The sequence below is a fragment of the Streptomyces sp. NPDC031445 genome, from assembly GCF_055581365.1.
Map to the genome: position 1 here is coordinate 196,086 of NZ_JBVIJO010000016.1, position 26,901 is coordinate 222,986.

The 26,901-nt window shown below is 74.2% G+C and carries 26 protein-coding genes and 1 pseudogene; 15 read left to right on the plus strand and 12 right to left on the minus strand.

Features of this window, described 5'->3' with window-relative positions; genetic code table 11:
• Nucleotides 1–191: 191 nt before the first annotated feature.
• Nucleotides 192–542, plus strand: a complete 351-nt coding sequence (locus ACZ5DC_RS34615; RefSeq protein WP_366752873.1) for a VOC family protein — start codon at nucleotides 192–194, stop codon at nucleotides 540–542.
• Between the two features lie 74 nt (nucleotides 543–616).
• Nucleotides 617–1,051 (plus strand): MarR family winged helix-turn-helix transcriptional regulator, encoded by a 435-nt coding sequence (locus tag ACZ5DC_RS34620; RefSeq protein WP_468659440.1) that lies wholly within the window; start codon nucleotides 617–619, stop codon nucleotides 1,049–1,051.
• On the opposite strand, the gene pqqB is transcribed toward ACZ5DC_RS34620, so the two are convergent.
• From pqqB to ACZ5DC_RS34645, 5 genes are all read right to left on the minus strand, one after another.
• Entirely contained in the window at nucleotides 1,048–1,944 is an 897-nt protein-coding gene (gene pqqB / locus ACZ5DC_RS34625; protein WP_468659442.1) for a pyrroloquinoline quinone biosynthesis protein PqqB, read from the minus strand. The two genes, ACZ5DC_RS34620 and pqqB, sit on opposite strands and share 4 nt — an antisense overlap.
• A gap of 179 nt (nucleotides 1,945–2,123) precedes the next feature.
• The gene (locus ACZ5DC_RS34630) at nucleotides 2,124–2,522 is read right to left on the minus strand and encodes an SseB family protein (RefSeq protein WP_225811200.1); all 399 of its coding nucleotides are present in this window, start codon (nucleotides 2,520–2,522) and stop codon (nucleotides 2,124–2,126) included.
• 546 nt (nucleotides 2,523–3,068) lie between these two features.
• Nucleotides 3,069–4,622 (minus strand): purine-cytosine permease family protein, encoded by a 1,554-nt coding sequence (locus tag ACZ5DC_RS34635; RefSeq protein WP_468659444.1) that lies wholly within the window; start codon nucleotides 4,620–4,622, stop codon nucleotides 3,069–3,071.
• A gap of 85 nt (nucleotides 4,623–4,707) precedes the next feature.
• Nucleotides 4,708–5,031 carry a DUF2795 domain-containing protein gene (locus ACZ5DC_RS34640; RefSeq protein WP_366752869.1) on the minus strand — a complete coding sequence of 108 codons (324 nt, stop codon included), beginning with the start codon at nucleotides 5,029–5,031 and terminating at the stop codon, nucleotides 4,708–4,710.
• A 9-nt stretch (nucleotides 5,032–5,040) separates the two neighbouring features.
• Nucleotides 5,041–5,199, minus strand: a complete 159-nt coding sequence (locus tag ACZ5DC_RS34645; protein WP_468659446.1) for a hypothetical protein — start codon at nucleotides 5,197–5,199, stop codon at nucleotides 5,041–5,043.
• 181 nt (nucleotides 5,200–5,380) lie between these two features.
• Here ACZ5DC_RS34645 and ACZ5DC_RS34650 point away from each other — a divergent pair, with 181 nt between their 5' ends.
• Nucleotides 5,381–5,575 carry a DUF2795 domain-containing protein gene (locus ACZ5DC_RS34650; protein WP_225811197.1) on the plus strand — a complete coding sequence of 65 codons (195 nt, stop codon included), beginning with the start codon at nucleotides 5,381–5,383 and terminating at the stop codon, nucleotides 5,573–5,575.
• Nucleotides 5,576–6,166: 591 nt separating this feature from the next.
• On the plus strand, nucleotides 6,167–7,033 hold the full coding sequence (locus ACZ5DC_RS34655; protein WP_468659448.1) for a CAP domain-containing protein: 867 nt from the start codon (nucleotides 6,167–6,169) through the stop codon (nucleotides 7,031–7,033).
• Nucleotides 7,034–7,129: 96 nt separating this feature from the next.
• Here ACZ5DC_RS34655 and ACZ5DC_RS34660 read toward each other — a convergent pair whose 3' ends face one another.
• Both ACZ5DC_RS34660 and ACZ5DC_RS34665 read right to left on the minus strand, forming a co-directional pair.
• Entirely contained in the window at nucleotides 7,130–9,262 is a 2,133-nt protein-coding gene (locus tag ACZ5DC_RS34660; RefSeq protein ID WP_468659450.1) for a sigma-70 family RNA polymerase sigma factor, read from the minus strand.
• 262 nt (nucleotides 9,263–9,524) lie between these two features.
• Nucleotides 9,525–10,106, minus strand: a complete 582-nt coding sequence (locus ACZ5DC_RS34665) for a DUF4232 domain-containing protein (RefSeq protein WP_468659452.1) — start codon at nucleotides 10,104–10,106, stop codon at nucleotides 9,525–9,527.
• Nucleotides 10,107–10,479: 373 nt separating this feature from the next.
• Here ACZ5DC_RS34665 and ACZ5DC_RS34670 point away from each other — a divergent pair, with 373 nt between their 5' ends.
• Both ACZ5DC_RS34670 and ACZ5DC_RS34675 read left to right on the plus strand, forming a co-directional pair.
• On the plus strand, nucleotides 10,480–11,553 hold the full coding sequence (locus tag ACZ5DC_RS34670; protein WP_468659454.1) for an NAD(+)/NADH kinase: 1,074 nt from the start codon (nucleotides 10,480–10,482) through the stop codon (nucleotides 11,551–11,553).
• A gap of 121 nt (nucleotides 11,554–11,674) precedes the next feature.
• Nucleotides 11,675–12,175, plus strand: a complete 501-nt coding sequence (locus tag ACZ5DC_RS34675) for a peptidylprolyl isomerase (RefSeq protein WP_468659456.1) — start codon at nucleotides 11,675–11,677, stop codon at nucleotides 12,173–12,175.
• A gap of 72 nt (nucleotides 12,176–12,247) precedes the next feature.
• Here ACZ5DC_RS34675 and ACZ5DC_RS34680 read toward each other — a convergent pair whose 3' ends face one another.
• Nucleotides 12,248–13,027 carry a thioesterase II family protein gene (locus ACZ5DC_RS34680; RefSeq protein WP_468659458.1) on the minus strand — a complete coding sequence of 260 codons (780 nt, stop codon included), beginning with the start codon at nucleotides 13,025–13,027 and terminating at the stop codon, nucleotides 12,248–12,250.
• Nucleotides 13,028–13,137: 110 nt separating this feature from the next.
• Here ACZ5DC_RS34680 and ACZ5DC_RS34685 point away from each other — a divergent pair, with 110 nt between their 5' ends.
• From ACZ5DC_RS34685 to ACZ5DC_RS34695, 3 genes are all read left to right on the plus strand, one after another.
• Nucleotides 13,138–13,815 carry a helix-turn-helix transcriptional regulator gene (locus tag ACZ5DC_RS34685; RefSeq protein ID WP_468659460.1) on the plus strand — a complete coding sequence of 226 codons (678 nt, stop codon included), beginning with the start codon at nucleotides 13,138–13,140 and terminating at the stop codon, nucleotides 13,813–13,815.
• 14 nt (nucleotides 13,816–13,829) lie between these two features.
• The gene (locus ACZ5DC_RS34690; protein WP_468659462.1) at nucleotides 13,830–15,029 is read left to right on the plus strand and encodes an alanine racemase; all 1,200 of its coding nucleotides are present in this window, start codon (nucleotides 13,830–13,832) and stop codon (nucleotides 15,027–15,029) included.
• Between the two features lie 77 nt (nucleotides 15,030–15,106).
• A complete protein-coding gene (locus tag ACZ5DC_RS34695) occupies nucleotides 15,107–16,090 on the plus strand; it encodes a threo-3-hydroxy-L-aspartate ammonia-lyase (protein WP_468659464.1) in 984 nt (327 codons plus the stop codon).
• 276 nt (nucleotides 16,091–16,366) lie between these two features.
• Here the strand turns inward: ACZ5DC_RS34695 and ACZ5DC_RS34700 are convergent, their stop codons facing one another.
• From ACZ5DC_RS34700 to ACZ5DC_RS34710, 3 genes are all read right to left on the minus strand, one after another.
• A complete protein-coding gene (locus ACZ5DC_RS34700) occupies nucleotides 16,367–16,873 on the minus strand; it encodes an NUDIX domain-containing protein (protein ID WP_468659466.1) in 507 nt (168 codons plus the stop codon).
• 462 nt (nucleotides 16,874–17,335) lie between these two features.
• Nucleotides 17,336–19,408, minus strand: a complete 2,073-nt coding sequence (locus ACZ5DC_RS34705) for a SpoIIE family protein phosphatase (protein WP_468659468.1) — start codon at nucleotides 19,406–19,408, stop codon at nucleotides 17,336–17,338.
• Nucleotides 19,409–19,493: 85 nt separating this feature from the next.
• Nucleotides 19,494–19,973, minus strand: a complete 480-nt coding sequence (locus ACZ5DC_RS34710; RefSeq protein WP_468659470.1) for an ATP-binding protein — start codon at nucleotides 19,971–19,973, stop codon at nucleotides 19,494–19,496.
• A 520-nt stretch (nucleotides 19,974–20,493) separates the two neighbouring features.
• Here ACZ5DC_RS34710 and ACZ5DC_RS34715 point away from each other — a divergent pair.
• Nucleotides 20,494–21,381 carry an endonuclease/exonuclease/phosphatase family protein gene (locus ACZ5DC_RS34715; protein WP_468659472.1) on the plus strand — a complete coding sequence of 296 codons (888 nt, stop codon included), beginning with the start codon at nucleotides 20,494–20,496 and terminating at the stop codon, nucleotides 21,379–21,381.
• A gap of 16 nt (nucleotides 21,382–21,397) precedes the next feature.
• Here ACZ5DC_RS34715 and ACZ5DC_RS34720 read toward each other — a convergent pair whose 3' ends face one another.
• Entirely contained in the window at nucleotides 21,398–22,654 is a 1,257-nt protein-coding gene (locus tag ACZ5DC_RS34720) for an MFS transporter (protein ID WP_468659474.1), read from the minus strand.
• Nucleotides 22,655–23,080: 426 nt separating this feature from the next.
• Here ACZ5DC_RS34720 and ACZ5DC_RS34725 point away from each other — a divergent pair, with 426 nt between their 5' ends.
• The 5 genes and pseudogenes from ACZ5DC_RS34725 to ACZ5DC_RS34745 form a co-directional block, all read left to right on the plus strand.
• Complete coding sequence (locus tag ACZ5DC_RS34725; RefSeq protein WP_468659476.1) at nucleotides 23,081–23,419, plus strand: antibiotic biosynthesis monooxygenase family protein; 339 nt, start codon at nucleotides 23,081–23,083, stop codon at nucleotides 23,417–23,419.
• The gene (locus tag ACZ5DC_RS34730; RefSeq protein ID WP_468659478.1) at nucleotides 23,416–24,303 is read left to right on the plus strand and encodes an NAD(P)-dependent oxidoreductase; all 888 of its coding nucleotides are present in this window, start codon (nucleotides 23,416–23,418) and stop codon (nucleotides 24,301–24,303) included. The genes ACZ5DC_RS34725 and ACZ5DC_RS34730 overlap by 4 nt, the downstream gene beginning before the upstream one ends.
• Nucleotides 24,300–25,298 (plus strand): amidohydrolase family protein, encoded by a 999-nt coding sequence (locus ACZ5DC_RS34735; RefSeq protein WP_468659480.1) that lies wholly within the window; start codon nucleotides 24,300–24,302, stop codon nucleotides 25,296–25,298. The genes ACZ5DC_RS34730 and ACZ5DC_RS34735 overlap by 4 nt, the downstream gene beginning before the upstream one ends.
• Entirely contained in the window at nucleotides 25,295–26,536 is a 1,242-nt protein-coding gene (locus ACZ5DC_RS34740; RefSeq protein ID WP_468659482.1) for a cytochrome P450 family protein, read from the plus strand. Before ACZ5DC_RS34735 ends, ACZ5DC_RS34740 begins: the two co-directional genes overlap by 4 nt.
• Before the next feature lie 113 nt (nucleotides 26,537–26,649).
• Nucleotides 26,650–26,895 (plus strand): annotated as a pseudogene (locus tag ACZ5DC_RS34745) (MFS transporter); the annotation flags it as partial.
• Nucleotides 26,896–26,901 lie beyond the last annotated feature (6 nt).

Here is a 26,901-nt window from a genome sequence, read left to right on the forward strand (position 1 = left end):
CCGGCATGAGTACGGCTACTCAGGTACGGCTCCCGGGTCGCCGTGCGTCCGGGCGGGGCGTCGTTCGGTGCCGCCGGGCCCTCCCCGCCCGAAGCGGTCAGGATCGGAGAAGCCGCGGCCGGCTTCCCGGCCCTAGCGTGGGAGCACCGGCGGGGAACCGCCGGGTTCCGCATCCCGAAGGAGTGACCGCCATGACCGCCGGCCTGCAGACGATCATCTACCCGGTGAAGGACCTGGACCGCGCCAAGGCCGTGTTCGGCGCGCTGCTGGGTGTCGAGCCGTACGCGGACGAGCCGTACTACGTCGGCTACAAGGCCGCCGGCCAGGACGTCGGCCTGGACCCGAACGGGCACGCCAAGGGCATGACCGGGCCGGTGCCGTACTGGCACGTGACGGATCTGCGGGAGCGGCTCGCGGCGCTGCTGGCGGCGGGCGCCGAACTGCTGCAGGACGCGCAGGACGTCGGCGGCGGCCGGCTGATCGCCTTCGTGAAGGACCCCGACGGCAACCTCGTGGGGCTGCTCCAGGACCCGGCGGCCTGACGTCGCCGAGGCCCTCCGCTCCGAGCACTAGTTGCACGCTCAATGATTGGCCGGATCGGTGCTACCGTGCGGGTATGGCAGGCACGACGGCCGAGACCCGGCTCGAAGAACGCTGGCGGGACATCCTCACGGTGCACGCGCGCACGATGTGCGAGATCGACCGCGCCCTGCATCCGCACGGTCTGGGCGCCAGCGACTTCGAGGTGCTGGACATCCTGGCGGCACAGTCGCCCCGGCAGGGTGACCAGTGCCGGGTGCAGAACCTGGTCGGCCGGGTGCACCTCAGCCAGAGCGCGCTGTCCCGGCTCATCGGCCGGCTGGAGAAGGACGGCCTGGTGGAGCGCTCGGTGTGCGCGGAGGACCGGCGCGGGGTGTGGGTGGCGCTCACCGCGAAGGGCCGGGCGCTGCACGCCGAGGTGCTGCCGGTGCAGCGGACGGTCCTGCGGCGGATGCTGGCCGGGCAGGAAGGCCGGCGGGGCGGGACCCACAGCGGGGAACCGGCCGCCTAGAGCTCCAGCTCCGTCCCGTCCGGCAGGACCTCGACGCCGTACTCGGCCACGCGCGCGCGTGCGGATGAGGCCGGGTCGAGGAGCGGGTTGGTGTTGTTGAGGTGGGTGTAGACCCGGCGCGCGCCGGGATGCCGGGCCAGCGCGGCCAGGGAGCCCTGCGGCCCGGTGACCGGCAGGTGGCCCATGGCGGCCTGTCCGGCGCCGGAGCGCACCGCGGTGCCCATCTCGTCGGCCGCGAAGAAGGTGCCGTCCAGCAGGACGCAGTCGGCCCCGGCGCACAGCCCGTCCAGGGCGGGGCTCCAGGCGCCGACGCAGGGCGCGTACACGAGCACTCCCCCGGTGGCCAGGTCCTCGACGCGGTACGCCGTCACCCAGGGCCCCGGCGCCGTGGACGCCTGGTCCGGTACGTACTTCGGGAACTTCGCCCCGGCCTCATGAGCGGTCACCACCAGTCCCCCCGCCAGCACGAAGCCGCCGGCGGCCAGGCTGTCGGCCCACTCCCAGGGGGCGTAGCGGTCCAGCGCGGCGCGGGCGGGGGCGAGGACGGCACGGACCGGGGGCGCGGCGTAGATCTTCAGGCCCGCCGCCCCGCGCAGCTCGGACAGGCCGGTCACATGGTCGGCCTCGGCGTCGGTGAGCAGCACTCCGCGCACCGGGGTGTCCCGGGGGCCGGGGCCGGGCCACAGGGCCCGGGTGGCGGCGAGCTGCGTCCGCAGGTCGGGTGACGCGTTCAGCAGCCACCAGTCGCGGCCGTTGCCGGTGACGGCGGCGCACTCCTGTGTGCGGGAGGGCAGCCTGCCGTCCCGGGCGGCGGCGCAGAGCGCGCAGGCGCAGTTCCACTGCGGGAAGCCGCCCCCGGCGGCGGTGCCCAGCAGGACGACCTTCACGACCATCGGCTCCTTCGCGCTCGCCCGACTCGTCTCCCGTGGGGATCTTCCCGCGGAAAGGCCGGTGACCACCGGCGCCGGGGAGCACTTCCGGCCGTCCTGGACCGGGACGCCCGGGTCCGCGCGCCCGGGGCGCCCGGTGTGTGAACGCGCGCCGGGCTCGCGCGCCCCTCAGGGGCGTCGGATCACCGGGCCAGCAGGGTGCGCACTCCCTGTGAGGTGAGGGTCAGCCCGTGCGCGGAGCTGCCGTCGATGGCGAGGGAGAGGTCCCCCTCGGGCCACTGGGCGGCGAGCGCGCCGAGCGGGATCAGCCGGTAGCGCGAGACGAACGGCAGCAGCTCGGCCATCTCGCCCTCCGTGGTGAACACCGGGACGACCGGGTCACCCCCGGGCTGTTCCAGGACGGGCAGCGCCACCGTCGAGGCGTCGGCGCCCTCTCCGTCCACCGCGTCGTCCGGTACGGGGACGAGCACGTCGCTGTGGGCGAGGGTGTCCAGGGCGGCCTGGTCCTCGGCGTTCTCGGCCAGCGCGTCCAGTGCCTGCTGGGCCGGCGTCGGCTGGGCTTCGTGTGCGGGTGTCTCCATGGCTGGTCCCCAGGTAGGCGGTGGTCGTACGGGCCGTCCGGGCGGACTGCCGCCCGGCCGGGCTCCCGCCTCGCGTACCCGGTGGGGTTCCCGGCATGCGCGGGGATCGGCTGGAGGTCCGGTGACGGGGCGGTGGAGCGGGCGACGGACGTGAAAAGGCCAGGTGAGCGCCACGGGGACCGTGTGAAGGGCACCTGATGCGGAGGGTGCTCGTCCGGGGAACTCGCGGGGCGGTGCTCTTCCTGGGAGCTCGCGGGGCAGCCGTTCACCCGCCGGCGCAGGCGTCGACAGGTGGTGCGGGGCGCGCGGCAGCCGGTGCTGACGCCGGCGAGCACCAGGCGGCCGTCCGCGCCGGTGCGGGCGGCGAGTCCGGGGGCCGTCCGCGGAAGGTGGCGGCGTCCAAGAGGCGGTCAGCGAGGCTGGGGCGACCCATCCGTCGGCGCTTACGGTGCGGGGCTCGCCGGGTCGGCGAAGACGCGCGTCATGCCGATGACGGCGAGATGCCCGGGACTCCGGCGGGGGCCCGTGCGCCGGGGCGTGCCGCGCTCACGTGTTCAGCACCCCCTCGTCGAGCGCCGGGCTCGGTTCCCGGGCCTCCTGGGAGCGGACCCGGGCCCGGCCCGGGAGCAGCGTGCCGAGGAAGGCGAGGGCCAGCGCCACGAGGACGCCCAGGTTGGCGTAGGCCCAGGCACCGGTCCTGCCACCGAGGCCGAACGGCCCCAGCAGATAGCCCTGCCAGGTCAGCCAGTGCGCGGCGCTGTTGGTGACCAGGCCCCAGCCGACGGCCGTGGCGGCGAGGGTGAGGACCAGCGGGCGGAGGGGTGCGTCGCCGTAGCGGCCGTGCGGGCGGAACAGGTCGCCGTCGTCGTAGTCGCGGCGGCGCAGGGCCAGGTCGGCGAGCATGACGCCGGCCCAGGCCGCGATGGGCACGCCGAGGGTGGTGAGGATGCCCTTGAACTGGCCGAGGAAGGTGCCGGCGAAGAACACGATGTAGATCGCGCCGGCGATCATCAGCACACCGTCGAAGAACGCGGCCAGATAGCGGGGCACCCGCAGGCCGGCGGAGAGCAGGGCCAGGCCGGAGGAATAGATGTCGAGGACGGCGCCGCCGACCAGGCCGAGGACCGCGACCACGGCGAACGGCACCAGGAACCAGGTCGGCAGGAGCGTCGCCAGCGCTCCGATCGGGTCGGCCGCGATGGCCTTGCTCAGCTCCGCTGAGGAACCGGCCAGCAGCAGGCCGAAGACCAGCAGGACGAGCGGGGCCAGGGAGCCGCCGAAGGCGGTCCAGCCGATCACGCCCCGGCTGGAGGAGTCGCGGGGCAGATAGCGGGAGTAGTCGGCGGCGGCGTTGACCCAGCCGAGGCCGAAGCCGGTCATCATGAACACCAGCGCGCCGATGAACTGCTGTGCCGAGCCCGCCGGGATCGCGCCGACGGTGCTCCAGTGGATGTGGTCGGCGACGAGGACGACGTAGACGATCGTGAGCACGCCGGTGATCACGGTGATCCAGGTCTGCAGCCGCATGATCAGGTCGAAGCCCATGACGCCGCCGACGACGGTCAGCGCGGCCACCACCATGAGGGCGACCGCCATGGTCTCGGTGCCGCCGCCCCAGCCGAGGCTGTCGAAGACGGTCGCGGTCGCCAGCGTCGCGAGCGCGATGAGGACGGTTTCCCAGCCGACGGTCAGCATCCAGGAGACGACGGAGGGCAGCCGGTTGCCGCGCACGCCGTAGGCGGCCCGGCTGAGCACCATGGTGGGGGCCGAGCCGCGTTTTCCGGCGACCGCGATGAAGCCGCAGAGCAGGAAGGAGACGGTGATGCCGAGCAGGCCGGAGACGAGGGCCTGCCAGAAGGAGATGCCGAAGCCGAACGCGAAGGCGCCGTAGCTGAGCCCGAGGACGGACACGTTGGCCCCGAACCAGGGCCAGAACAGGGAGCGCGGGACGCCCCGGCGCTCCGAGTCCGCGATCACGTCGAGCCCGTGCGTCTCCACCTGGAGGGGACGGCTGGTGGCTCCGCCGCCCACGGGGCCGGGGGCTCCTCCGTCCGGGGGGCCGGTGGCTCCGCCGTGGAGAGGGTCGTGCGGATGCGTCATCGCCGAGCCACCTGCCCTGCCTGTCCGTACGTGTTCGATCACGCTAGGTGTGCCCTCGGGGGCGGGGCAAACCGGATTCGACCGGTCAGCGGTCGAACTCCTCCTGGATCGGGGTCTTCGGCTCCTCCCGCAGGTGCTGGGAGAGCCCCGGCTTGCCGCCCCGCCGTGCCTGTTCCGCCCGCTGGGCGGCGTCGGTGCCGAGGTCCGAGTCTGGGTCCACCCGGACCGACCTCGCCACGTCCGCGCGGTTGGTGTACTCCTCGGCGGGGATGCCGCGCAGGGCCTTGACGACCTCCTCGGAGGCTCCCGCCTGCCGCGCGGCCGAGACCAGCCGGTCCTTGCCGGCCGGGTAGGTCACGTCCTTCAGCGCGTCCAGCACCTCGGGAACGCTGGTGTGTGCCACGCCCATGACGCCTCCTTACGCGTCGCCGTCGCTCTCGTCGGTGACCCCGTCCGTCTGCTCCTCGTCGGGGTCCTCTCCTTCCGCCTGTGACGGAGTCGTGCGGGGCGGCTGTTCGGCCTCGGGAGCGCCCGGCTCCCGTTCGCCCTCGGCCTGGGAAGGGGTGTTCTCGCTCATCGTGTGTCCTCGGTCGTCTCACGCGTGCCGACTGTTCCGGCGCCCCGGGTACCCGTGCCACGCGGGACCCATCACCCACGGAATCCCTGAATCCACTTCCATCGGATGGGTACCTGACCAGTCCGGCGCAGCATGCGGCGCCGGCCGATGATCCTGAACCAACTCACCGCCTGGAGGAACCATGGCGGGTATCACCCCACCTGACCTGCAGAAAGCCCTGTCGGGCGCGGACTACCCGGCCACTTCCGACCAGCTTCGGAAGGTCGCCGAGAACAACCACGCGCCCAAGGAGATCACCGAACGGATCTCCCACCTCGGGAAGAAGAAGTTCGAGAACCCCGCCGAGGTCAGCAAGGCCGTCTTCCGGAACGAGTGACGGCGCCCGGACACGGGTGCGCGGCGGCCGGAGACTTTCCGCTCCGGCCGTCGCGCGCGGGCGCCGCGCCGCTGCCGGGGAAGACGGGGGCGACCCGGCCGGGATGACGGCATGTCAGTCGCGAGGGGAATCGCCCTCCACCCGGGCGAGGGTGACGACGAAGGAGGCGAGGCCCAGGGCGGCCGGTGCGGACCCAGCGACAGCACGACGCCCGCGCCCGGCGCGGCCGCTTGTCTCCGTCGCGATCCCTCGAAGTGACATCCGCCACAGGCGTGTCGTCGACTAGGCGGGGCGAATAGTAGGTACGGCTCCCACGACATATGGGATTTGTCCGGCTTGCCGGGGGCGGACGCCGTGGTTCGGGTGCTGGCGCACGCACCGCTCGACGCCTCCCCCCATCACCCGCCGACACCGCGCTTCTGACGGTCCGACAGCGCCGCGCAAACGTCGCGGTCGCGAAGTCGGCATCTCTCGGCCCGTCTGACAAGGGCCGCGTCAGCCTACGAGAAGCGATAGTAGAAGGGCCCTTTGCACTCGGTGCGAAGCCGTCTTGAGAATGAGCGCTCCGCGATCACCGAGTGAGGTTGACGTATGGGGCAGCACCGCAAGACCAAGCACTACCGGCGAATAGTCGTCACCGCCGCCGCCATCGGCGCCGTGGGCGTGCCCTCCGTCGCCCTGGCCTGTTCCGAGTGGCCGTCCGGCACGGACGGCCCGGCGCAGTCCACCGCGACGAGCGCACCCGTGGGGCAGTGGCAGAGCGCGTCCGGAGATCACGACAGCAACGCGTACGCCACCGGAGCGCCGCTGACCATCGCCCCGGAGACCCGCGCACCGTCCACGCCCCGGTCCACGGCGCGAGCGACGACCCGGCCGAGCACACCCTGGCACGCCGGGAAGAAAGCGCCGTCGCAGAAGAAGAAGGTCCTGGCCCACAAGGCCTGGCGGACCACCGCGCCCAGCGCTCCCGCCGCCCCCGCGGCCACCGCCACGACCGCCCCCGCTTCCGCGGCCCCCTCGACCGCCCCCGCTTCCGCGGCCCCCGCCGCGCCGAGCAGCCCGGCGCCCACCGCCACGGCGTCCGGCGTCACCGCGGAGATCGTGCGGCTCGTGAACGCCGAGCGGGCCCAGGCCGGTTGCCAGCCCCTGGCCCTCAACTCGACGCTGACCAAGGCCGCGCAGACCCACAGCGACGACATGGCGGCCCACCAGAACATGTCGCACACCGGATCCGACGGCTCGTCCCCGGGCGACCGCATCACACGGGCCGGCTACACCTGGAGCAGCTACGGCGAGAACGTCGCCTACGGCTACGGCACGGCGCAGCAGGTCATGGACGGCTGGATGTCCAGCCCGGGTCACCGGGCCAACATCCTCAACTGCGGCTTCAAGGAGATCGGCGTCGGTCTCGCACAGCCCGGCAGCTACTGGACCCAGGACTTCGGCACGTCCCGCTGAGCGCCGCCCGCCGCCGGCTGACCACCGGCGGGCGGCGGGCCGAGGCCGGCGGCACGCCGGGAGACAGGGTGGGACCGGGGACGCAATGGGCCGGGCTCAGAGCCTGGCGCCGAAGGCCTGGGTCCACCAGGGGCCGCCCGAGCCGTCGTGGACGCCTACGCCGATGTTCTTGAACGCGCAGTTGAGGATGTTGGCGCGGTGGCCGGGGCTGTTCATCCAGGAGTCCATCACCGCCTGCGGGGTCTGCTGGCCCTTCGCGATGTTCTCGCCGTACGTGGACCAGCGGTAGCCCGCCGCGGTGATGCGCTCGCCGGGGCCCGCGCCGTCCGGGTCGGTGTGGTCGAAGAAGCCGCGGGCGGCCATGTCGTCGGAGTGGCCCTGGGCGGCCTTGTCCAGTTGGGGGTCCTCGGTGACCGGGCCGCATCCGGCGGCGGCGCGCTCCTCGTTCACGAGCGCGACCACCTGGGCCACCGTGCCGCTGGGCGCCGGCTCCCCCTGCGGGGTACGGGAGGCGCGCGGAGTCGTGGGCACGGCCGGCGCGGCCCGGGGGGTGGTGCTCTTCGGCGCCGGACGGGGGCTCTTGGAGGCGCTGGGCTTCTTCTTCGCGGGGGACATGGTCGGGGACGGGGACGGCGACGCGGACGCCGAGGGCGACGAGGTGGTCGCGACGGCGCTGGGTTCCGCGAGGTCCACGGCGGGGGCGCCGGGCGTCTGCGCGGCGGTCGCCTCCCTGGTGCCCGCGGGTCCGGAACCGGTACCGAAGTACCAGAGGCCGCCGCCGGCCACACAGGCGGCCACCACGGCACCCCCCACGGCCCGGCGCCGGGACCGCCGCCGTCGCCGCGCCTCGCCGCGCCCGCTCGTACGACGACGGGAGGCCGCCCGGAGTCCGACGGGGGCGGCGGGGTCGGTGCCGCCGGCGCCCGCTCCGGTGCTGCCTGCGTCCGCCTGGGCGCCGCCCGGCTCCGGCTCGGCGCCGCCCGCACTCCGTCCGGGGGCCGCGTGATCCGACCCGGTGGCGGTGGCCCGGTCCGGCCCCGCGGGTCCGTGGCCGGATGCCAAGGGCCCGTGGTCGGAGCCGAAGGCCCCGCGATCCGCCCCATAGACCCCCCGATCCGGCCCGAAGGCCCCGCGATCCGGCCCGAAGGTCCCCTGACCCGACCCAACTGCCCCCGCGTCCGGCCCGAAGGCACCCCCGTCCGGCCCAGAAGCACCCCCATGGGCCCCGAAGGCACCCTGGTCCGGCCCCACGGCGCCATGCCCCGCCCCGGTGGCGCCATCACCCGGTCCCGTCGCCCCGTGCCCCCACCCGGCCGCGCCCCCGTCCGACCCGGTGGTGCCGTGACCCGGCCCGCCGGCACCCGCGTTCGTGCCCAGGCTCCCGTGGGCCGGCCGAGGGGCGGCCGCGGTGGTCGCGGTGGTCGCGGTCAGGGTGGCCGTCGCCGAGCGTGTCGTCGCGAGGAGCGTCGACGACACCGCGACCAGCGCCAGTCCGGCCAGCAGCCCCTCCGCCGGCAGCAGGCCGCTCCACAGACCGCCGCAGCGCGTGCACTCACGGGCGTGCCGGGCTATTCGCTTGCGCCACAGGGCGGAGGGCAGACCGTCCCAGGAGGCCAGCACGGCGCGCAGTTCCCCGCAGGCGGGCCGCGTGTCCAGCGCCCGTACCACCACCCGGGCCGCCTCCAGCCGCGCCTTCATCCGCTGCACCCGTACCGCCGTGTGCCGCGGTGACACCGCGAGGGCCGCGGCGACCTCCGCCCGGGTCAGCTCACCGGCGCACTCCAGCCACCACAGCGAGAGCACCTCCCGGTCGTCCGGCTCCAGCCAGCGCGTGGCCCGCGCGGTCTCCTGGCGCTGGCCGGACAACTGGAGGCGGACGATGGTCAGGTCGACGAAGTCGGCGCCGGGGTCGGCGACCTCGCCGCTCTCCTCCACGGCGTCCGGGGCGAGCCGGCGGTCCTGCCAGTGCGCCCGGACCCGGTTCATCGCGATGGCCACGAGCCAGGAGCGGAAGCTCTCCGGGGTCCGCAGGTCACCGAGCGAGCCGAGGGCCCGGAGCATGGTCTCCTGGACCACGTCGTCGACGTCGACCGAACCGTTCAGGGCGCGCCCCACGATGTTGTACACCAGCGGCAGGTAGGCGCCGACCAGGGCGTCCTGGGCCGCCGGGTCTCCCGCTCGGGCGGCGTTCACCAGTGCCGCCGCGTCCGCCGTGTGCTGTGTCCTCATCAGAGCTTCCCTGTCCTCGACGCCGAACGATGCTGTCCGTTACCCGGGAGACCGCTCGGCGCGGTTCCGATAACAGTTCTTCGGAAAATCGTTCGACGGGAGACTCACAGCAGCGGCGCGGCGACCGCAAGGGAGGAGATCACACCGCGGCGGACCGAGGCCCGGTTCACGCCTGCTGATCGCCGGTCAGCCCGCGGCCGTCCACCGGCCGGCTGACGGGACATGCTCGGGCGGTACGGCCGGCGGCCGGAGGAGAGCGCGCTCAGGAGGGGCGCGTCGCCGACACCGCCGTCACCGCGACCGTGTTGTCGCACTCGGCGATCTCCCCGTCCACGAGGGCGACTTGATGCTTCCCGGCGCCGGGCAGGCCGACCACCAGCGTGGGGAAGACGGAGGGCGTGGCGCCGGAGACGCAGTACCCGTCCGCCTCGCCCTGCACCTGGACGAAGGTCAGCTTCACCCAGGCCCCGCCGCCCGGTGCGACCCGCACCGGGGCCGCGACACCCGTGCGGGTCACTCGCAGCGGGAGGTTGCGCTCCGGGGAACCGTTGCCGGCCACGGCCACCGTCGGGTGGCCCCGCACCACGCACGCCCGCGCGGAGACATTGGTGAACTGGACGACCACCGCTCCCGTGCCCGTACCCGGGGGCCGGTGGGCGGCCCGGTACGCCGTCGCCTCCAGCGACTCGGGTGCGCAGGCCGGCGTCCTGGAAGCGGGGGCGACGCCGGCCGGGGCCGCCTCCGCCGAGGTGGCGCCCGCCGTCCGGGCGGCCGCCGGTGACAGGGTCGCGGCGACGGCCGCCAGGGCCGCCGCGGTGACGCGGGTGCTGTGTCGGTCGCGCATGGCATGCCCCCGGTTGTCCTCGGTACGTGGTCCGGGCGTCCGCCAGGGCGCCGGTGCTCGCCGGTGAGGACGCGGCGCCGGGCTCATCGGTACGGACGGACGCCGGGCACCGGGTTCCCCGGTGTGTCGGGGGTGACACCTGTGACGCCTGTCAACGGGCAGCGCACGGAGAGTCGGAGGCGCACGGAAAGTCACGAGGTAGGCGGGGACCGGAGGAGGTACACGGACGGCGCGGGAGGTACACGGAAGGCCGGGCGCAGGATGGACGCAGACGGCCGTGGGCCGGCTGCGGCGGCGTGGCGTCCGCCGGGCCGGCGCGGTCCGCGGTGAGGATGGCGCCCGGCAGGAACCGGCTGGGAGGCGGTGGGCGGATATGACGGTGAACCGTGTCGGCCTGGTCGTGCACGGCGGACGCGCCGAGGCGGAGACGGCCGCGCGGGCCGTGCGCGCGTGGTGCGCCGAGCACGCGGTGGGATGCGCGGACATCGACGTGTGGCAGGAGGGCGCGCGGCACAGCGCCCGCGAGGAGGTCGACAGCGCGGGCGACCCCGACCTGATCGTCACCCTGGGCGGTGACGGCACGTTCCTGCGCGGTGCCCGGCTCGCGGCCGAGAACGACGCCCTGGTGCTCGGTGTCGACCTGGGCCGGGTCGGCTTCCTCACGGAGGTCCCCGCCACGGCGGTGCGGGACGCGCTGGACGCCGTACGGGAGGAGCGCATCAACGTCGAGAGCCGGATGCTCCTCACCATGCGGGCGTCGTGCCGGCTGGAGGTGCCGGCGCAGATGGAGACGCTGCTGCGGTACGGGCGGGGGCCGCTGCTGCCTCCGCCGCAGGTGCGCGGGGAGTGCGAGGCGGGCGACGACTGGGGTGTCGCCCTGCACGTCACCGCGCTGAACGACGTGGTCCTGGAGAAGCTGGCCCGGGACCGGCAGGTGTCGGTCGGGGTCTATCTGGCGGGCCGGCTGCTCGCCTCCTACTCGGCCGACGCCCTGCTGGTGGCCACGCCCACCGGATCCACCGCCTACAGCTTCGCCGCGGGCGGTCCGGTGGTGTCGCCTCGGGCGGACGCCCTGGTGTTCACCCCGGTCGCGCCGCACATGGTGTTCAACCGTTCGGTGGTGGCCGCGCCGGACGAGCCCATCGCGCTGCGGGTGCTGGAACGGTCGGGCCAGGCCGCGGTCAGCATCGACGGCCAGCTGCGCGGGGTGCTGAGCCCCGGCGACTGGATCGGCGTGTACGCCGCCCCGCGCCGGCTCAAGGCGGTCCGGCTCGGTCCGACGGACTTCTACGGGCGGCTGCGTCAGCGCATGAACCTCACCGACGCGCCGGCCGCGCTCGCCGACGGGGAGGCCGCTCCGCTGTGGCCGGTGACCAGTCCACGGCCGGGCGATCTGGCCCATCTGGCCCTGCCTCCGGTCCCCGACGACACACCCCGGCTGTCCTGACGCATGACCCGGACGGATGGCCCTGCGCACCACGGGGTGCTGCGGCGCGTCCCTGTGCCCCGTGGTCGTGTATTCCGTAGCGTGAACGGGGGCACGCCCCGCCGGAACAAGGAGATGTCCGATGTCGACAGTCGAGCTGAACACCAACGTCGGCCGGATCGTGCTGGAACTGAACGACGCCGAGGCGCCCGAGACCGTCGAGAACTTCCTGTCGTACGTGCGGGGCGGCCACTACGACGGCACGATCTTCCACCGGGTGATCAACGGCTTCATGATCCAGGGCGGCGGCTTCACTCCGGACATGGACCAGAAGCCCACCCGGGCGCCGATTCAGAACGAGGCCGACAACGGCCTGAAGAACGACAACTACACCGTGGCGATGGCGCGGACGAACGACCCGCATTCCGCGACGGCGCAGTTCTTCATCAACGTGTCGGACAACGCCTTCCTCAACTACTCGGCGAAGAGCCCGGCCGGCTGGGGCTACGCCGTCTTCGGCAGGGTCACCGAGGGCCGGGACGTCGTCGACTCCATCAAGGCGGTGAAGACGGGCAGCCGCCACGGCCACCAGGACGTCCCCACCGAGCCCGTGGTCATCGAGTCCGCCAAGGTCCTCGGCTGACGCACAACCGCCGCGGGGCGGCGCCGGCGCACCGGTACCGCCCCGCGCCCCTTGGTGCCTACGGCGGCCGGCTCAGGACACCGCTTGGCCGCCGGGACCGAGCCGCCGCAGCGTCGTCTCGATCCGGTCCACGACGGCCTGCTGCTGCGCGGTCAGGTAGAAGTGGCCGCCGGGGTACACGTGCAGCTCGAACGGGCCGTCGGTCTCCTGGTCCCAGGTCCGGGCCTCCTCGGGGGTGACGCGGGGGTCGGCGTCGCCGGTCAGCACGACGAAGGGGCAGTGCAGCCGCGGTCCGGGGGCGCGCCGGTAGGTCTCCACGGCGCGGTAGTCGGCCCGCAGCGCGGGCAGGATCATCTCCAGCAGCTCCTTGTCCTGCAACAGGGCGGTGTCGGTGCCGTCGAGCCTGCCGACCTCCTCGATCAGCCGTGCGTCGCCGCCCTCGTGGACGGTCTCGGTCCGGTGCAGGGACGGTCCCCGGCGGCCGGAGAGGAAGACCACCGCGGGAGGCCGCCCGGCGGCCTCCAGGAGCCGGGCCAGCTCGAAGCCGACCAGGGCGCCCATGCTGTGCCCGAACAGCGCCAGAGGTGTGCCGTCCCCCTCGCCCAGCGCGCGGAACACCCCTTGGGCGAGTTCCCGCACGGAGCCCGCCGGGGTTTCCGCGAGGCGGTCCTGCCGGCCGGGGTACTGCGCCGCGAGCACGTCGACCGCGGGCGACAGCGCCTTGGAGACGGGGACGTAGAAGCTCGCGGAGCCGCCGGCGTGCGGCAGGCAGAGCAGCCTGGGCGCGCCCGGTGCCGCCTGGTGGAAGCTGCGCAGCCACAACCGGTGTGCCACGCCGTACCGGTCGGTCATGTGTCCCCCTCGGTGGAACGGAAGCTGGTGCCGTGCTCGGCCCCTCCATCCGATCACGAGTGATCACGGTTGACCCACCACATCCCCCTCCTTAGACTCGAATTCCAAAGATGGACGGCGAGTCTATGGAGGATGGCGTGGTCGAGGGGGCCGGAACGGACGGGGACGGCGCGGACGAACACCTCATCCGGGAGGCCGAGAAGATCGCCGTCGCGCTGGGCCGCATGTTCCCCGGTCTGTGCGAGGTGGTGCTGCACGACCTGAGGCACCCGGACCACGCGATCCGCGCCATCGAGAACAACCTGTCGGGCCGTCAGGTGGGCGATTCCGCCACCGAGTTGGGCCTGGCCCGCATCGCCGATCCGCAGTACCCCAGCGTCATCCAGAACTATCCCAACCAGTTCCCCGACGGCCGGCCGGCGAAGAGCACCTCCATCGGCATCAAGAACGCGGCCGGCGAGTACATCGCGGCACTGTGCCTGAACCTGGACGTGTCCGTCCTGTCCCCGGTGACCCTGGCCTTGTCCCATCTCGTGGCCACGGACACCGAGCACCGCGACCGGCCCCTGGAGTCCCTGCGGGACCGTGCCGCACGCGAGCTGCGCCAGGCGGTGGAGGCCCGGGCCGCCGAGCGCGCCGCCACGCCCCGCTCGCTGAGCCGGGAGGACAAGAAGGCCCTCGTACGGCAGCTCCAGCGGGACGGCTACTTCGACTCGCGCGACGCCGCTCAGACCATCGCGGACCTGCTGGGCGTGTCCCGGGCCACGGTCTACAACTACGCGAAGTGAGAGGTCACCTGCCCATGACGACCGGGTCCGTCCCCGTTCCGTCCGCCCCCGCCGGGCCCTCCCCCGCCGCCCCGAGCCTGGCGGACCCCGACACCCCGTTCGCCGTGGTCGACGTGCACCGGGTGCGGCGCAACGCCGCCCGTCTGCGGGCACGGGCGGACCGCCTCGGGGTCACCCTGCGCCCCCATGTGAAGACGGCCAAGAGCCCGGACGCCGCCGCCCTCCTGCACGACGGCGCCCCCGGCCCCGTCACGGTCTCCACGCTCGCCGAGGCCGAGGCGTTCGCCGGCGCCGGTTGCCGCGACATCACCTACGCCGTCGGCATCGAACCGCACAAACTCCCGCGCGTCGTCGCCCTGGTGCGCCGCGGTGTCACCCTGCGCGTCCTGCTGGACAGCACCGAGCAGGCGACGTTCGTCGCCGCGGCCGCGCGGGAGGCCGGCATCGTCCTTCCCGCCCAGATCGAGATCGACTGCGACGGCCACCGCGGCGGCCTCAAGCCCGACGCCCCGGGGCTCACCGGCATCGCCGGCATCCTGCACGACGCGGGCTGCCTGGACGGCGTACTGACCCACGCGGGCGAGTCGTACTTCTGCTACACCGCCGGGGAACGGCGCAAGGCGGCGCGGAACGAACGCGATGCCGCGGTCGCCGCGGCCGAACGGCTCCGCGCGGCAGGTCTGCCCGTGCCCACCGTCAGCGTGGGCTCCACCCCCACCGCCCACGCCGCCGAGGACCTGACCGGGGTCACCGAACTCCGCGCGGGCAACTACGTCTTCTTCGACCTGGTGATGGCCGGACTCGGCGTCTGCGAGCTGGACGACCTCGCCCTGTCGGTCGTGGTCACCGTGATCGGCCACCGTCCCGAGTACGGCTGGATCGTCACCGACGGCGGCTGGATGGCCATGTCCCGCGACCGCGGCACCGCCGTCCAGCCGCAGGACCAGGGCTACGGCCTGGTCACCGACCTGTCCGGCACGCCGATCCCGGGCCTGGTCATGACGGCCGCCAGCCAGGAGCACGGCACCCTGACCGCCCGCGACGGCGCCGCCCTGCCCGACCTGCCCATCGGCACCCGCCTGCGCGTCCTGCCCAACCACGCGTGCGCCACCGCCGCCCAGCACCAGGGCTACCACGTCGTCGACGGCTCCGGCGGCACGCGAGCGCCCGCGCCCGGCATCGAGGGGTACTGGCCGCGCGTCACCGGCTGGTGACCCCGCCCGCCGCCCGTCCGTCCGCCCCGCACATCTCCCCCGTCCCCCCGCCCGTCACGGACACTCCGAGGACACCCATGGCCACCGCCGCTCCGCCCGTCACGTTCGCCGATGTCCGCGAGGCCGCCGCCCGCCTCGAAGGCATCGCCCACCGCACCCCGGTCCTCACCTCCCGCACGCTGAACTCCCTGGTCGGGGCGGAGGTGTTCATCAAGGCGGAGAACTTCCAGCGGATCGGCGCCTTCAAGTTCCGCGGCGCCTACAACGCCGCCGCCCAGCTGCCCCGGGACCGGTTGGCGAAGGGCATCGCGGCCTACTCCTCCGGCAACCACGCCCAGGCCGTCGCGCTGGCCGCCCGGGAACTGGGCACCACGGCCGTCATCCTGATGCCCGAGGACGCCCCCCGCTCCAAGAGGGAGGCGACCGCCGGATACGGGGCGGAGGTCGTCACGTACGACCGCTACACCCAGGACCGCACTGCGCTCGGCCACGCCCTGGCCGAGGACCGCGGTCTCGCCCTGATCCCGCCGTACGACCACCCCCACGTCATCGCGGGCCAGGGCACCGCCGCACTGGAACTCCTGGAGGAGACCGGACCGTTGGACGCCCTCCTCGTGCCGGTGGGCGGTGGCGGCCTCATCGCCGGCAGCGCCACCGCCGCCAAGGCGCTGCACCCGGGCACGCGGGTCATCGGCGTCGAGCCGGAGGCCGGCGACGACACCAAGCGCTCCCTGGAGGCCGGCACACGGGTCACCGTCCCGGTCCCGCGCACCATCGCCGACGGACAGGCCCTGGCCACCCCGGGCGAGATCACCTTCCCCCTCAACCAGCGCCTGGTCGACGCCATCGCCCTCGTCAGCGACGCCGAGATCGTCACCGCGATGCGCTTCGCCTTCGAACGCCTGAAGATCGTCCTGGAGCCGAGCGGCGCGACGCCTCTGGCCGCCCTGCTGGCCGGACGCGTCGACGGCCCGCCCCGGCGGATCGGGGTCATCGCGTCCGGCGGCAACATCGACGTGGACCGCTTCACCGCGCTCACCGGACGGCCTGACCGAGGGTGACGCGGGGGTGGCGGACGCGGGGTGACGACGATCTCGGGGCCGGCCTCCCCGGCGGCTCCTGGGCGCCCACGGCCGCCGCCGAGTCGGCGAGGTCCCCCGCACGCGGGCTGCCGGGGCGGCCATGTGGCCGTGGCGACGGCGGTACGGGCGCCCGTGGCGGCGTTCCGGGCCGGCCGTCCGCCGCCGGAGGGCTGCGTCGTCCGGGTACGCGAGACGGGAGGCAGGCCGGGCGGCGCGGTCCCCGCGCATGGGCCCGCCGTCGCCCGGAGTCGCTGCTCACGCCTCTCCCCAGTCCCAGGTGTCGAAATACTCGGCCACGCCCGTGCGGCGGGCCCTCGTCACGGCGTTCAGACGCGCGAAGTCCTGCGCCGGCATCAGTGGGCGCCACGCCTCCAGCGGCAGCACGCGGAACTCGTCGTGCTCCTCCGGGTCGAGGGTGATGCCCCGGAGCTGCGCGTCGCTGAGGCGGCCGCCGTCGAAGACCAGGCCCATGGTGCTGTACGGCCATTCCTGCCCGGGCAGTCCGTAGACCGCGGCCAGCAGCCGTGGCGGGCCGGACACCGTGATGCCGGTTTCCTCGTGGCATTCCCGCACAGCCGTCTCCCAGGGCCGCTCACCGGGCTCCATCGTGCCGCCGGGCATCTGCCAGGGATGCGCGGGGCTGTACAGGGAACGGAGCTGGACGGGCCGGTCCCGCTCGTCGGTGAAATGGACGCAGGCGAATCCGGTGGCCTTCATCAACTGCTCGGCGTACTGCTCGGGCGGGAGCCAGACACGGCTCACGGTGTCTCCTTTCCCCCGGCCTCGACGGCTGGTCGTCCGGGTGGGTCGCCGGGTTCAACGACCGGCCCGCGATATCGAACACACGTGTTTCGGACGGACCGCGAACCGCCGTACGGAGCGGGTCCCGGAACACGCGGGGTGCACGCCCCTTGTCCGGCAAGGGAAGCGCCGGGTACGCGGTTGGCCGAAACGCCGCTGTCGCGGGGCGGCCGCGGATTCCCTGGAGCGCCGCCGTCCCACCGCCCGCCCCGCGCGTGCGCGGAGCAGGGTGCCGGAGACCGGGGACGAACCCGATCCGCTGGGCCGGTATCCGGCGAGGGGCGGGGCGTCCTGGCTGCGCCGTGTCGGGCGGCACACCCTCAGTCTCGACACGCCCGTGGGCGACACCGGAGAAGGAGTCCCTCGGCCGGCTGCGGGCGCCGGAGGCCGGCGAGCGCCTGCCGGCCTGGGCGGGCTGCCCCTTCAGCCCTCGGCACGGGCCACGAGCAGGGCCACGTCGTCGTCGCCTCCCGGGGGCCGGAGCCTCTCCAGGACGCTGTCGCAGGTCTGTTCGAGATCCTGGCCGGCTGTCGCGGTCAGGGCCTCGAGGAGGGTGCCGAGACGAGTGTCGATCGGGTCGGAGCGCGTTTCGACCAGTCCGTCGGTGTAGAGAGCGAGCTGGTCACCGGGGCGGAAGTCGAACGCCGTCGTCTCGAACGCCGTGCCGCCGACGCCCAGCGGCACACCGGACGGAAGGTCGAGGAGCCGCGCCGGCCGGCCGGCCCGGACGAGGGCCGGGGGCAGATGACCGGCGAGGCTGATGCGGCACTGGCCCCGCCCGGGGTCGTACCGGCAGTAGGCGCAGGTCGCGATGGTGTGCTCGACGTCCTCGGTGAGGCGGTCGAGCTGCCGGAGCACTTCCGCCGGGTCGAGGTCGAGTCCGGCGAACGCGCGGGTGGCGCTGCGCAGTTGCCCCATGCTGGCGGCGGCGTTGATGCCGCTGCCCATCACGTCCCCGACGACCAGCGCGGTCCTGTCCCCCTGGAGGTGCATGGCGTCGAACCAGTCGCCGCCGATCTCGCTGACGGCTCCCGCCGGCAGGTAGCGGCAGGCGATCGTCAGGCCGGGCAGGCGGGACGGCAGCTGCGGGAGCAGGCGGCGCTGGAGGGTGAGGGCGGTGTCGCGCGCGCTCTGGTACCAGCGCGCGTTGTCGATGCAGGTCGCGGCGCGGCCGGCCAGCTCGCAGGCGAGGAGCGTGTCGTCCTCGTCGAAGGGCGCGGGGGTGCCCACGCGCGCGAGGCTCAGCGCTCCCAGGACCTCGCCGCGGGCCAGCAGCGGCACGGCGAGGTAGGAGTGCACCCCGGTCGTCTCCAGGAGGGAGGCGGCCTCACTGGTGTGGGCGATCCGCCGCAGGTCCTGCCGGGTGCACTCGGCCACCCGCACGGGCCGGCGGGTGCGCACGCACTGGGTGAGCAGGCGGTCGCTGTCGTAGGCGGCGACCTCTCCGGGCGGTTCGGCCGTGTGCACGGCCTCGCAGGCGTGGACCTCCGCGGTGGCCACGGCCCGGAAGCGGGCGGGGCCGGTGACGGACGGGGCGCGCCCGCGCAGGACGCTGTCGAGAACGTGCACGGAGACGATGTCGGCCAGGTCCGGGACGACGACCCGGGCCAGCTCGTGCGCCGTCTGCTCCACGTCGAGGGTCGTACCGATGGAGGCGGAGGCGTTCGCGATCAGGGCCAGCCGGTTCCGGGCCCGGTTCGCGGCGAGGGTCGCCTCGTGCCGCTCGGTGATGTCGATGACGGACATGACCACGCCGAGCACCCGGCCCGAGGCGTCCTCCAGCCGGTGGTACGACGCCGACCAGGCGTGCTCGCGGTGCGGGTCGGCGTCGGGGCGGCCGGCGACGTGCTGGTCGGTCACCGGCTCCCCGGTCCGAAGGACATGGCGCAGACAGCTTTCGACGGCCTCGGCGTCCAGGAAGGTCAGGACGTCGCGGGCCCGTCGGCCGACCTGTTCGGCGGCGGAGAGGCCGTGCATGCGTTCGAGGGCGGGGTTCACGGTCAGGTAGCGCAGGTCGGTGTCGAGGATGGCCAGGCCGATCGGGGACTGGGTCACCAGGCGTGCCGAGAGGGCGACGCCCCGCTCCACCCGCGCCACGGTCGCCTGGTCCACGGCCAGGCCCAGGGCGTAGGTGTCGCCGAGGTCGTCGAGCAGGCGCATGTTGCGGAACTCCACCAGCCGCGTGCTGCCGTCCTTGTGCCGGATCGGGAAGGCCCCCGCCCAGTCGGTGCCGGACTCCATGACCTCGGCGAACAGCGTGATGACCTCGTCCCAGTGCTCCTCGTGGACCAGCAGGCGCGCCGCGAACCGGCCCAGCGCCTCGTCCGCGGTGTAACCGAACAGCTCCTCCGCCTGGGGGCTCCAGAAGACCACGCGCCCGTTCGTGTCCAGCACCACCGCGGCGACGCTCAGCAGGTCGAGCAGGCTGGTGGGCGACGAGCCGGCACCGGCCAGGGCCCGGCCCGGGCCAGGCCGGGAGACGTCCGTTTCACCCATACGCCGCTTCTCCTCTGCCAGTCGGTCGGAGCGCGCGCCGTGCCGTCGAGGCGCCGGACCGGAGGCGTCGGCCGGGCACCGGTCGTCACACCGGGGCGCGGCCGGCCACGTCTCCCCCGGGGTCGTCGGCCAGCACCACGGACGCGGTGATCCGCTTGCCGACCGGTTCCCGGTGCACCTCGAAGCCCTGGCACACGGCCATCACGATCTCAAGCCCATGCTGCCCCACCCGGCCCGGATCGGCGGCCTTGGCGACGGGCAGCACGGGCGCGGTGTCCCAGACCGTGATCCCGACGCCGTCCCCGGACAGCTCCAGATCGACCAGGCACGGGCCGGGTGCGTGTTTGCAGGCGTTGGTGACCAGCTCGCTGACCACCAGCTGGACCACGCCCATCACCCGCTCCGACACCGGCAGGCCGTGGTCGTCCTGCACCCGGTTCAGGAACGTGCGCGCCAGCTCACGGGCCGCCGCGATGTCGGCGGGGCTGCCCTCGTACGCGGCCGAGGCCATGACGGGTCCGGCTCGGTCCGTCCGCCGGTCCCCGTTCCGGGCGACCTCTTCCATGCCAACCGCCCTCTGCCCGAGCGCCTGATCCCTGCCTACCTCGCGTGTACCCGGAAACGGCCGGTATCCGGCCTTGCCGGATGGCGAAGGCGTGAGCGAGGCCGGTCCGGGCCCGCGCCGTCAGGGAGGGCCACGGGCGGCACGGTGGTCAAGCGGCCCCCCGGCGGGCATCATCCAGGGGACGAGGCAGGCGGGCGACGGGGGGCCGATGGCCGGCAGGGTACGGCGGGGCGGCGGCACGGCAGCGGGAGGCTCACCGGCTGTCGCGCGCGGCGGCCCCCGTGCTCCGGACGCGGTCTGCGCGGGGTGGGCACGCGTCGTCCGGCTGCGGCGGGCGGCGGCGTCGCAGCGCCCGTGGCGGGCGGACCGGAACGGCGGTCCTGCGGGCCGCCCCGCCGTGCCTCGACGGCGTATACCAAGGGGCGGCCTTCACCCGTCAAGGCGACACGGCGCCCGTGCCGGCGGGTCGGAGCAGGCGTACCGCCCGGCCGGCCGACAAGGATCACCTCGGGAGGACTCAGTGGACCGCAAGCCCCGACGCACCGCTCCGCGCCTGCTGGCCGCCGCCGTGCTCGCCGCCACCGCCGTGCTCGGCGCCACGCCGCCCGGCGCGGCCGCGGCGGCCGCGGCGACCGGCGCGGAACCGGCCGCTGCCCGTGTGCCGTTGCGCGTGGCCACGTACAACATCCATGCCGGAGCCGGACAGGACGGCGTCTTCGACCTCGACCGCACGGCGGCGGCGATCCGGGACCTGGACGCCGACGTGATCGGCCTGGAGGAGGTGGACGTGCACTGGGGTGCCCGGAGCGGCTTCACGGACGAGGCCCGGGAACTGGCCGGAAAGCTGGGCATGCGGGTCTTCTTCGCGCCGGTCTACGACCTCCCGCCGGCCACGCCCGGTGCGCCACGGCGGCAGTTCGGCGTCGCGGTACTGAGCCGCCATCCGGTGCGGGGCGCGTGGAACCACGAGATCACCCGGCTGTCCACCCAGACGCCCGACCCGGTGCCGGCCCCCGCGCCGGGCTTCGCCGAGGTGGCGGTCAGCGTCCGCGGCACCCTGGTGCACGTGTACGCGACTCACCTGGACTACCGCCCGGACCCCTCGGTCCGGCGCGCCCAGGTCGACGACATGCTGGGCGTCCTGGCCGCGGACTCCGGCCCGAAGGTGCTCCTCGGCGACTTCAACGCCGAGCCGGACGCACCTGAACTGGCCCGGCTGTGGGGGCCCTTGACCGACGCGGCCCCGGGCGGCGGCAAGACCTACCCGGCGGTGGACCCGGTCAAGCGCATCGATCTCGTGGCGGTCTCGCCGGACGTCACCGTCACGGGCGCGCACGAGTCCGACACCACGGCCTCCGACCACCGCCCCGTGGTCGCCGGCCTCCTGCTGCACCGCCGGAGCCGCTGAACGCGCCGCGAACGGTCTAACCCGCCCCTCGCACTTCACGGTCACCGTGGCGCCGTGCCCCGCCCATGACGGCGAGCAGCACCAGCGCGACGGCCTGGATCGCGGTGACCACGGTGATCAGGAGCGGGACCGAGTAGCCGTACAGGGCCCCGGTCAGCGCGCCGCCCACCAGGGTCGCGCCGCCCACCACCCCGGCGAAAACCCCGTACGCCGTCGCCCGGCGCGGCGAGGGCACCAGATCCGCGACGGTCGCCCGCAACGTGGACTCCTGGATGCCCGTCGCCGCGCCCCACACCAGCGCACCGGCCACCGCGGGGGCGACGGTGTGCGTGAACGCCAGTGCCGGCACGGCGGCGGCCAGCACGGGCAGGACCGCCAGCACCCGCGGGCCGGTCCGGTCGTACACCCAGCCGGTGGCCAGGGCGGCCACCGCGTCCACGGCCATCGCCGCCGCGTACAGCACCGGCACCCACGCCGTCGACATCAGGTGCTGTCGGACGAGGTGGTACGACAGCACGCCGAAGGTGGTGAAGCCGGCCGTCGTGACGGCGGTGAACGCCGCGTACGTCCAGAAGGCGGCGGGCAGACGGCGAGGGGGCGCAGGGCCGTCCGGCGCGGGTTTCCCGGGCGGGGCCGTCGCCTGACGCTCGTACGCCTCCGGGTCGGGCACGCGTGCCCGGAGCCGGAACAGGAGCACCAGCACCGCGACGCCGGGCACGGCGAGCACCCCGAGCGCGGGGCCGTAGGCGTCCCCGCTCAGCGCGAGCACGCCCGCCACCGTCAGCGGACCGATCAGCGCGCCCACCTGGTCCATCGCCTCGTGGACGGCGAAGCCCCGGCCGCGGCCGGTCGCGGCCGTGGCGTGCGACAGGAGGGTGTCCTTCGCCGGGGAGCGCACCGCCTTGCCCACCCGTTCGGCGATCACCAGGGCGCAGGCGGCCCACAGCACACCGACCACGCCCAGCGGGGGCACGGACACCACGGTCAGGGCGTAGCCGCCGATCGACAGGCCCCAGAAGCGGCGCGTGCGGTCGGCCAGCGGTCCGGACACCAGGCGCAGGCCCAGCGCCGCCGCCTCACCGGCGCCGGTGACCACACCGACGACCAGGGAGGAGGCGCCGAGGGACGCCAGCAGCGGGCCGGTGACCGAGCGGGCCCCCTCGTACACGAAGTCGGCGAGGAGGCTGACCACGCCGAACCACACGATGAAGCGCCACGGCCCCATCCCGTCCGGCCGCTCCGTTCCCGGCCCCTCGGCCCGCGCTGCCCGCACGCCCGCACCACCTCCGCGCCTGCCCAGCCCAGCATGCCTCGCGGCGCCGGGCGGGCGCGAGACAGCCCGGCCCGGAACGCGCCCCGCGCCCGGGACGCCCGCTGTCCGCGCGCGGGAACGGATCGCCGCCCGCCGAGCGGGGGTTCGCGCCGAAGCGCCGTCGCCCACCCGCACGGCGTGCTGCCGTCGCACGTCGAGGGACGGGGCACGGCGCCCGCAGGGACATCTCCGGCGACGAGCCGTCACCCGCCCGCCGTACGGCGGGTCACCCGCGGGGACGACCCCCGTCGGTCACTCGAAATGACTAATGACGGAACGTGCACCCCTTGTGCCGACCGGCCCCTCCCCCATTCGGAGTTGCAGCCGTAAGAGGGACATGAGTCCGTTGGTGTCGTGTCCTGCCGGATCTCACTCAGGAGGAGACACATGGGCACCAACCACAACGGCCTGCCGTCCGAGAGGCTGAACGTCGTCTTCGCGGTCCGCGTCGTCGAAGGCGGCGAGCAGGGCTTCCTGGACCTGTACGAGCACCTCCGGAAGTCCGTGTCCAACACCCCAGGCCACATCGTCGAGCGGCTCGGAGAGCCCGTCGACGACTCCCGCCAGTGGGTGATCACCAGCGAGTGGCGGTCGGCCGAGGACTTCTTCGCCTGGCAGCAGAGCCAGGAGCACCAGGAGCTCGTGGCCCCGCTGCGCCAGTGGGTCGACCAGCGGCAGTCGATGCGGTTCCGCGTCGTCAAGGAGACCAAGGGGGTGTCCGCGTGAAGGGCAACGTGAACGGTCCCGTCGCCGTCCTCGGCCTGGGCACGATGGGCGCCGGCCTGGCCCGCCGCCTCCTCGAACAGGGGGTGCCGGTCCGGGTCTGGAACCGTGACCCGCACCGCGCCGCACCGCTCGCCGAGGCGGGCGCCCACGTCGCCGACCACCCCGCCGACGCGGTCGCGGGCACGAGCGCCGCCCTCTGCGTCGTCTCCGACGGCGAGGCCCTCGGCGCCGTCCTGCACGGGCCGCACGGCGTGCTGGCCGACGGCCCGTACCCCGGCGTCCTGATCTGCGCCAGCACCGTCGCGCCCGACGAGGTGGTGCAGATCGCCGGTGAGGCGCGCTCGGTCCTGGACGTCGGCATGCTCGGCAACCGCGACCACGCCCGCGACGGGGAGCTGCGACTGTTCGCCGGCGGCGACAAGCGCGTCTTCGACGCCGCCCGCCCGCTGCTGGAGACGCTGGGCAAGGAGATCGTCCATCTGGGCGTACTCGGGTCCGGCATGCGGATGAAACTGCTCCTCAATTTGCTGATGGGCATAGAGGTGCAGGCCCTGGCCGAGGCGACCGAACTGGCGGGCGCCTGCGGCCTCGACCGGCAGCAGGTCCTCAAGACCGTCGCGGGCAGCGGTTTCGCCTCGCCGGTCATGGCGTTCAAGTCCCGGCGCCTGGCCGCCGGCCGCTTCGACGAGCCGGACTTCCGGCTGCGGCTGATGGCGAAAGACCTCATGCTCGCTTCCAAGCAGGCGGCGACAGTCGGCCTGAGTCTGCCGTTGGCGACCGCCGCGGCGGAGACCCACGTCCGTGCCACCGAGCAGGGACTGGGCGACCAGGACTGTGCCGCGGTCATCCGCGCACTCGCACCGAAACCGGAAACCGACACGTGATCATCGACATCCACGGGCATCTGTCCCCACCGGAAGCGGCCGAACGCTTCCCCATGCCCCCGAGCCTGACCGACGTCGACGGCATGCTCGCCGCCCGCGCCGAGGCCGGGATCGACCTCACGATCATCGGCAGCCCCGTCGGAGCCGGCGCGATGGCGCGGGTGCCGGGCGTCGACAACTACGCCCAGCCCCGCGACCGGCTGCGCCGCTTCCACGACTGGATGTCGGGGCTGATCCGCAGGTTCCCGGACCAGTTGCGCGGCTACGTATACGCCAACCCGTTCGGCGACGACGACCACCTCGAAGGGGTCCGGGAGACCCTCGCGGACCCGGCCTTCGTGGGTCTGATCACCACGTCCAGCGTGCACGGCGAGCTGCTCGGCTCGCCCCGCGCCGACTCCTTCTTCGCGCTGGCCGCAGAGGCGGGGGTGCCGGTGCTGGTGCACGCGCCGGCCGAGCCGGCCGGCACGGAACGGGTGGACGAGACCGGGTTCGTCGAGCAGATCGGCCGCTTCGGCGACGTCACGATGGGCATGGCCATGATCGCGTTCGCGGGGTGGCTGGACAAGTACCCGGGTCTGCGGTTGATCGGCGCGACCGGCGGCGGCGCGATGGCGCTGCTGCCGGAGCGCCTGCGGACGGCGGCGCGCCCCCGGCACTGGGCCGGGGGCGCGCCGCCCTCCGGGCGGCCCGGGGCCGGGGCGCCCGACGCCGCCCGGCCGGCGGCCGCCGCGCTGCGGCCCTCGGCCGACCCGGCCGCCGCCCTGCGGCGCATGTACGTCGACACCAGCCCCTTCAGCGCCGCTCACCTGAGCCTGAACGCGGAGGTGCTGGGCCCCGAACGGATGCTGTTCGGCACCGACTCCCCGCCGATGGCCGCGCCGCTGGAGGACTTCGTCCACATGATCGAGAAGTTGCCGGTCGACGAGGCGTCCCAGCGGCTCGTCCTCGGCGGCAACGCCCAGACCCTCTTCGACCTCGGGAGCCGTCCGTGACCACCACGCAAGAGGCCGTCGCCGCGGCCGAGCGGTGCACCCCGGAGTTCCGCCGCGATCCGCACGCGGTCTACGCCCGGCTCCGCGACGCGGCGCCCGTCTGCCCCATGAGACCCCCGCACGGCAACGAGACGTACCTGATCACCCGGTACGACGACGCGCGGGCCGCCCTGTCCGATCCGCGGCTGAGCAAGGACATGTACGGGGCCATGGACGCCTACCGGAGCATCTTCGGTGACTCCTCCGTGGCGCTGGACGACAACATGCTCAACTCCGACGCGCCGAAGCACACCCGGCTGCGCCGGCTGGTCAACTCGGCGTTCACCCCGCGGCGCGTGGCGGCGCTGCGGCCGCGGATCGAGGAGATCGTGCAGGACCTGCTGGACGGGTGCCCCACCCGGGAACCCTTCGACCTGCTGCCCGTGTTCGCGTTCCCGCTGCCGATCGTCGTGATCTGCGATCTGCTCGGCGTGCCGCCCGAGGACCGGGCCCGGATGCAGCACCTGTCCACCACGGTGGCGCAGACCGGCTTCGGCGAGGAGGCCAAGCGGGCCCAGCAGCAGGCGGAGGAGGACCTGCACGCCTACTTCACGGACCTCGTCACCGCCAAGCGGGAGCGTCCGGCCGACGATCTGCTCAGCGCGCTCATCGCGGCCCGCGACAACGACGGCGGGCTGACGGAGGGCGAGCTGGTCTCCACGGCGTTCCTGCTGATGTTCGCGGGGCACAAGACGACCGCGTACCTCATCGGCAACGCCGTCCACCACCTGATGTCGCATCCCGCCCAGCTGCGGGCCGTACGGGAGGACCCGGAGCTGATCCGTGCGGCGGTCGAGGAACTGGTGCGCTACGACGGCTCGGTGGAGAGCGCGACGTTCCGCTACGCGACGGAGGACGTGGAGTACGGCGGGACGCTGATCCCCAAGGGGGCCCTGATCCAGATCGCGATCAGCGCGGCCAACCGCGACCCGCGGAAGTTCGACGCGCCGGACGAGCTGGACGTGCGGCGGCCGGGCAACGCGCAGGACGCCCATCTCGGTTTCGGGCACGGCAGCCACTACTGCCTGGGGGCCCCGCTGGCACGGCTGGAGACGCAGCTGGCCCTCACCCGCCTGTTCGACCGGTTCCCCCGGATGACCCTGGCCGGCCCCGCCGGTGGGCCGCGGTGGCTGGAGGTCCCGTTCCCGGCCTTCCGGGGCCTGGCGGAGCTGCCGGTCGTCCTCGACCCGGCGGGGTGAACGGCGGCGCGACGCGGCGAACCCCCCACCGCCCGGCCGGCACGACCGGTCGGGCGGTGGCGCACCGGTGGCCGGCCACTGTCCGAGCATCTCCTGGGCGCTGGGCGGCAGTTTCGCAGGTGCTCGTCCACGCCTGCGTCACGCAGTTCTATCCGGCCCCCGTCCGCGGCACCGCGCTCGGCCCGGCGTCCGGCATCGGCCGCATCGGCTCCATCGCCGGCCCGTCGGTCACCGGTGCCCTGGTTACCGCCGGGGCCGGTCATCCGTGGGGCTTCTCCTTCTTCGCCACGGTCGCCGTCCTGGCCTTCCTCGCCGTGCTCACCCTCCCGGCCCGCCCCCCGGGGGGACCCACCGCCTGACGCGTC

Bases quoted from the DNA above. Each gene is read 5' to 3' on its own strand.
- ACZ5DC_RS34645 (WP_468659446.1), bottom strand. From the start codon at position 5,199: ATGAGCGAGAACACCCCTTCCCAGGCCGAGGGCGAACGGGAGCCGGGC.
- ACZ5DC_RS34680 (WP_468659458.1), bottom strand. From the start codon at position 13,027: ATGACCGACCGGTACGGCGTGGCACACCGGTTGTGGCTGCGCAGCTTC.
- ACZ5DC_RS34655 (WP_468659448.1), top strand. From the start codon at position 6,167: ATGGGGCAGCACCGCAAGACCAAGCACTACCGGCGAATAGTCGTCACC.
- ACZ5DC_RS34620 (WP_468659440.1), top strand. From the start codon at position 617: ATGGCAGGCACGACGGCCGAGACCCGGCTCGAAGAACGCTGGCGGGAC.
- ACZ5DC_RS34630 (WP_225811200.1), bottom strand. From the start codon at position 2,522: ATGGAGACACCCGCACACGAAGCCCAGCCGACGCCGGCCCAGCAGGCA.
- ACZ5DC_RS34690 (WP_468659462.1), top strand. From the start codon at position 13,830: ATGACGACCGGGTCCGTCCCCGTTCCGTCCGCCCCCGCCGGGCCCTCC.
- ACZ5DC_RS34725 (WP_468659476.1), top strand. From the start codon at position 23,081: ATGGGCACCAACCACAACGGCCTGCCGTCCGAGAGGCTGAACGTCGTC.
- ACZ5DC_RS34665 (WP_468659452.1), bottom strand. From the start codon at position 10,106: ATGCGCGACCGACACAGCACCCGCGTCACCGCGGCGGCCCTGGCGGCC.
- ACZ5DC_RS34635 (WP_468659444.1), bottom strand. From the start codon at position 4,622: ATGACGCATCCGCACGACCCTCTCCACGGCGGAGCCACCGGCCCCCCG.
- ACZ5DC_RS34670 (WP_468659454.1), top strand. From the start codon at position 10,480: ATGACGGTGAACCGTGTCGGCCTGGTCGTGCACGGCGGACGCGCCGAG.
- ACZ5DC_RS34705 (WP_468659468.1), bottom strand. From the start codon at position 19,408: ATGGGTGAAACGGACGTCTCCCGGCCTGGCCCGGGCCGGGCCCTGGCC.
- ACZ5DC_RS34675 (WP_468659456.1), top strand. From the start codon at position 11,675: ATGTCGACAGTCGAGCTGAACACCAACGTCGGCCGGATCGTGCTGGAA.
- ACZ5DC_RS34695 (WP_468659464.1), top strand. From the start codon at position 15,107: ATGGCCACCGCCGCTCCGCCCGTCACGTTCGCCGATGTCCGCGAGGCC.
- ACZ5DC_RS34660 (WP_468659450.1), bottom strand. From the start codon at position 9,262: ATGAGGACACAGCACACGGCGGACGCGGCGGCACTGGTGAACGCCGCC.
- ACZ5DC_RS34615 (WP_366752873.1), top strand. From the start codon at position 192: ATGACCGCCGGCCTGCAGACGATCATCTACCCGGTGAAGGACCTGGAC.
- ACZ5DC_RS34640 (WP_366752869.1), bottom strand. From the start codon at position 5,031: ATGGGCGTGGCACACACCAGCGTTCCCGAGGTGCTGGACGCGCTGAAG.
- ACZ5DC_RS34685 (WP_468659460.1), top strand. From the start codon at position 13,138: ATGGACGGCGAGTCTATGGAGGATGGCGTGGTCGAGGGGGCCGGAACG.
- pqqB (WP_468659442.1), bottom strand. From the start codon at position 1,944: ATGGTCGTGAAGGTCGTCCTGCTGGGCACCGCCGCCGGGGGCGGCTTC.
- ACZ5DC_RS34650 (WP_225811197.1), top strand. From the start codon at position 5,381: ATGGCGGGTATCACCCCACCTGACCTGCAGAAAGCCCTGTCGGGCGCG.
- ACZ5DC_RS34710 (WP_468659470.1), bottom strand. From the start codon at position 19,973: ATGGAAGAGGTCGCCCGGAACGGGGACCGGCGGACGGACCGAGCCGGA.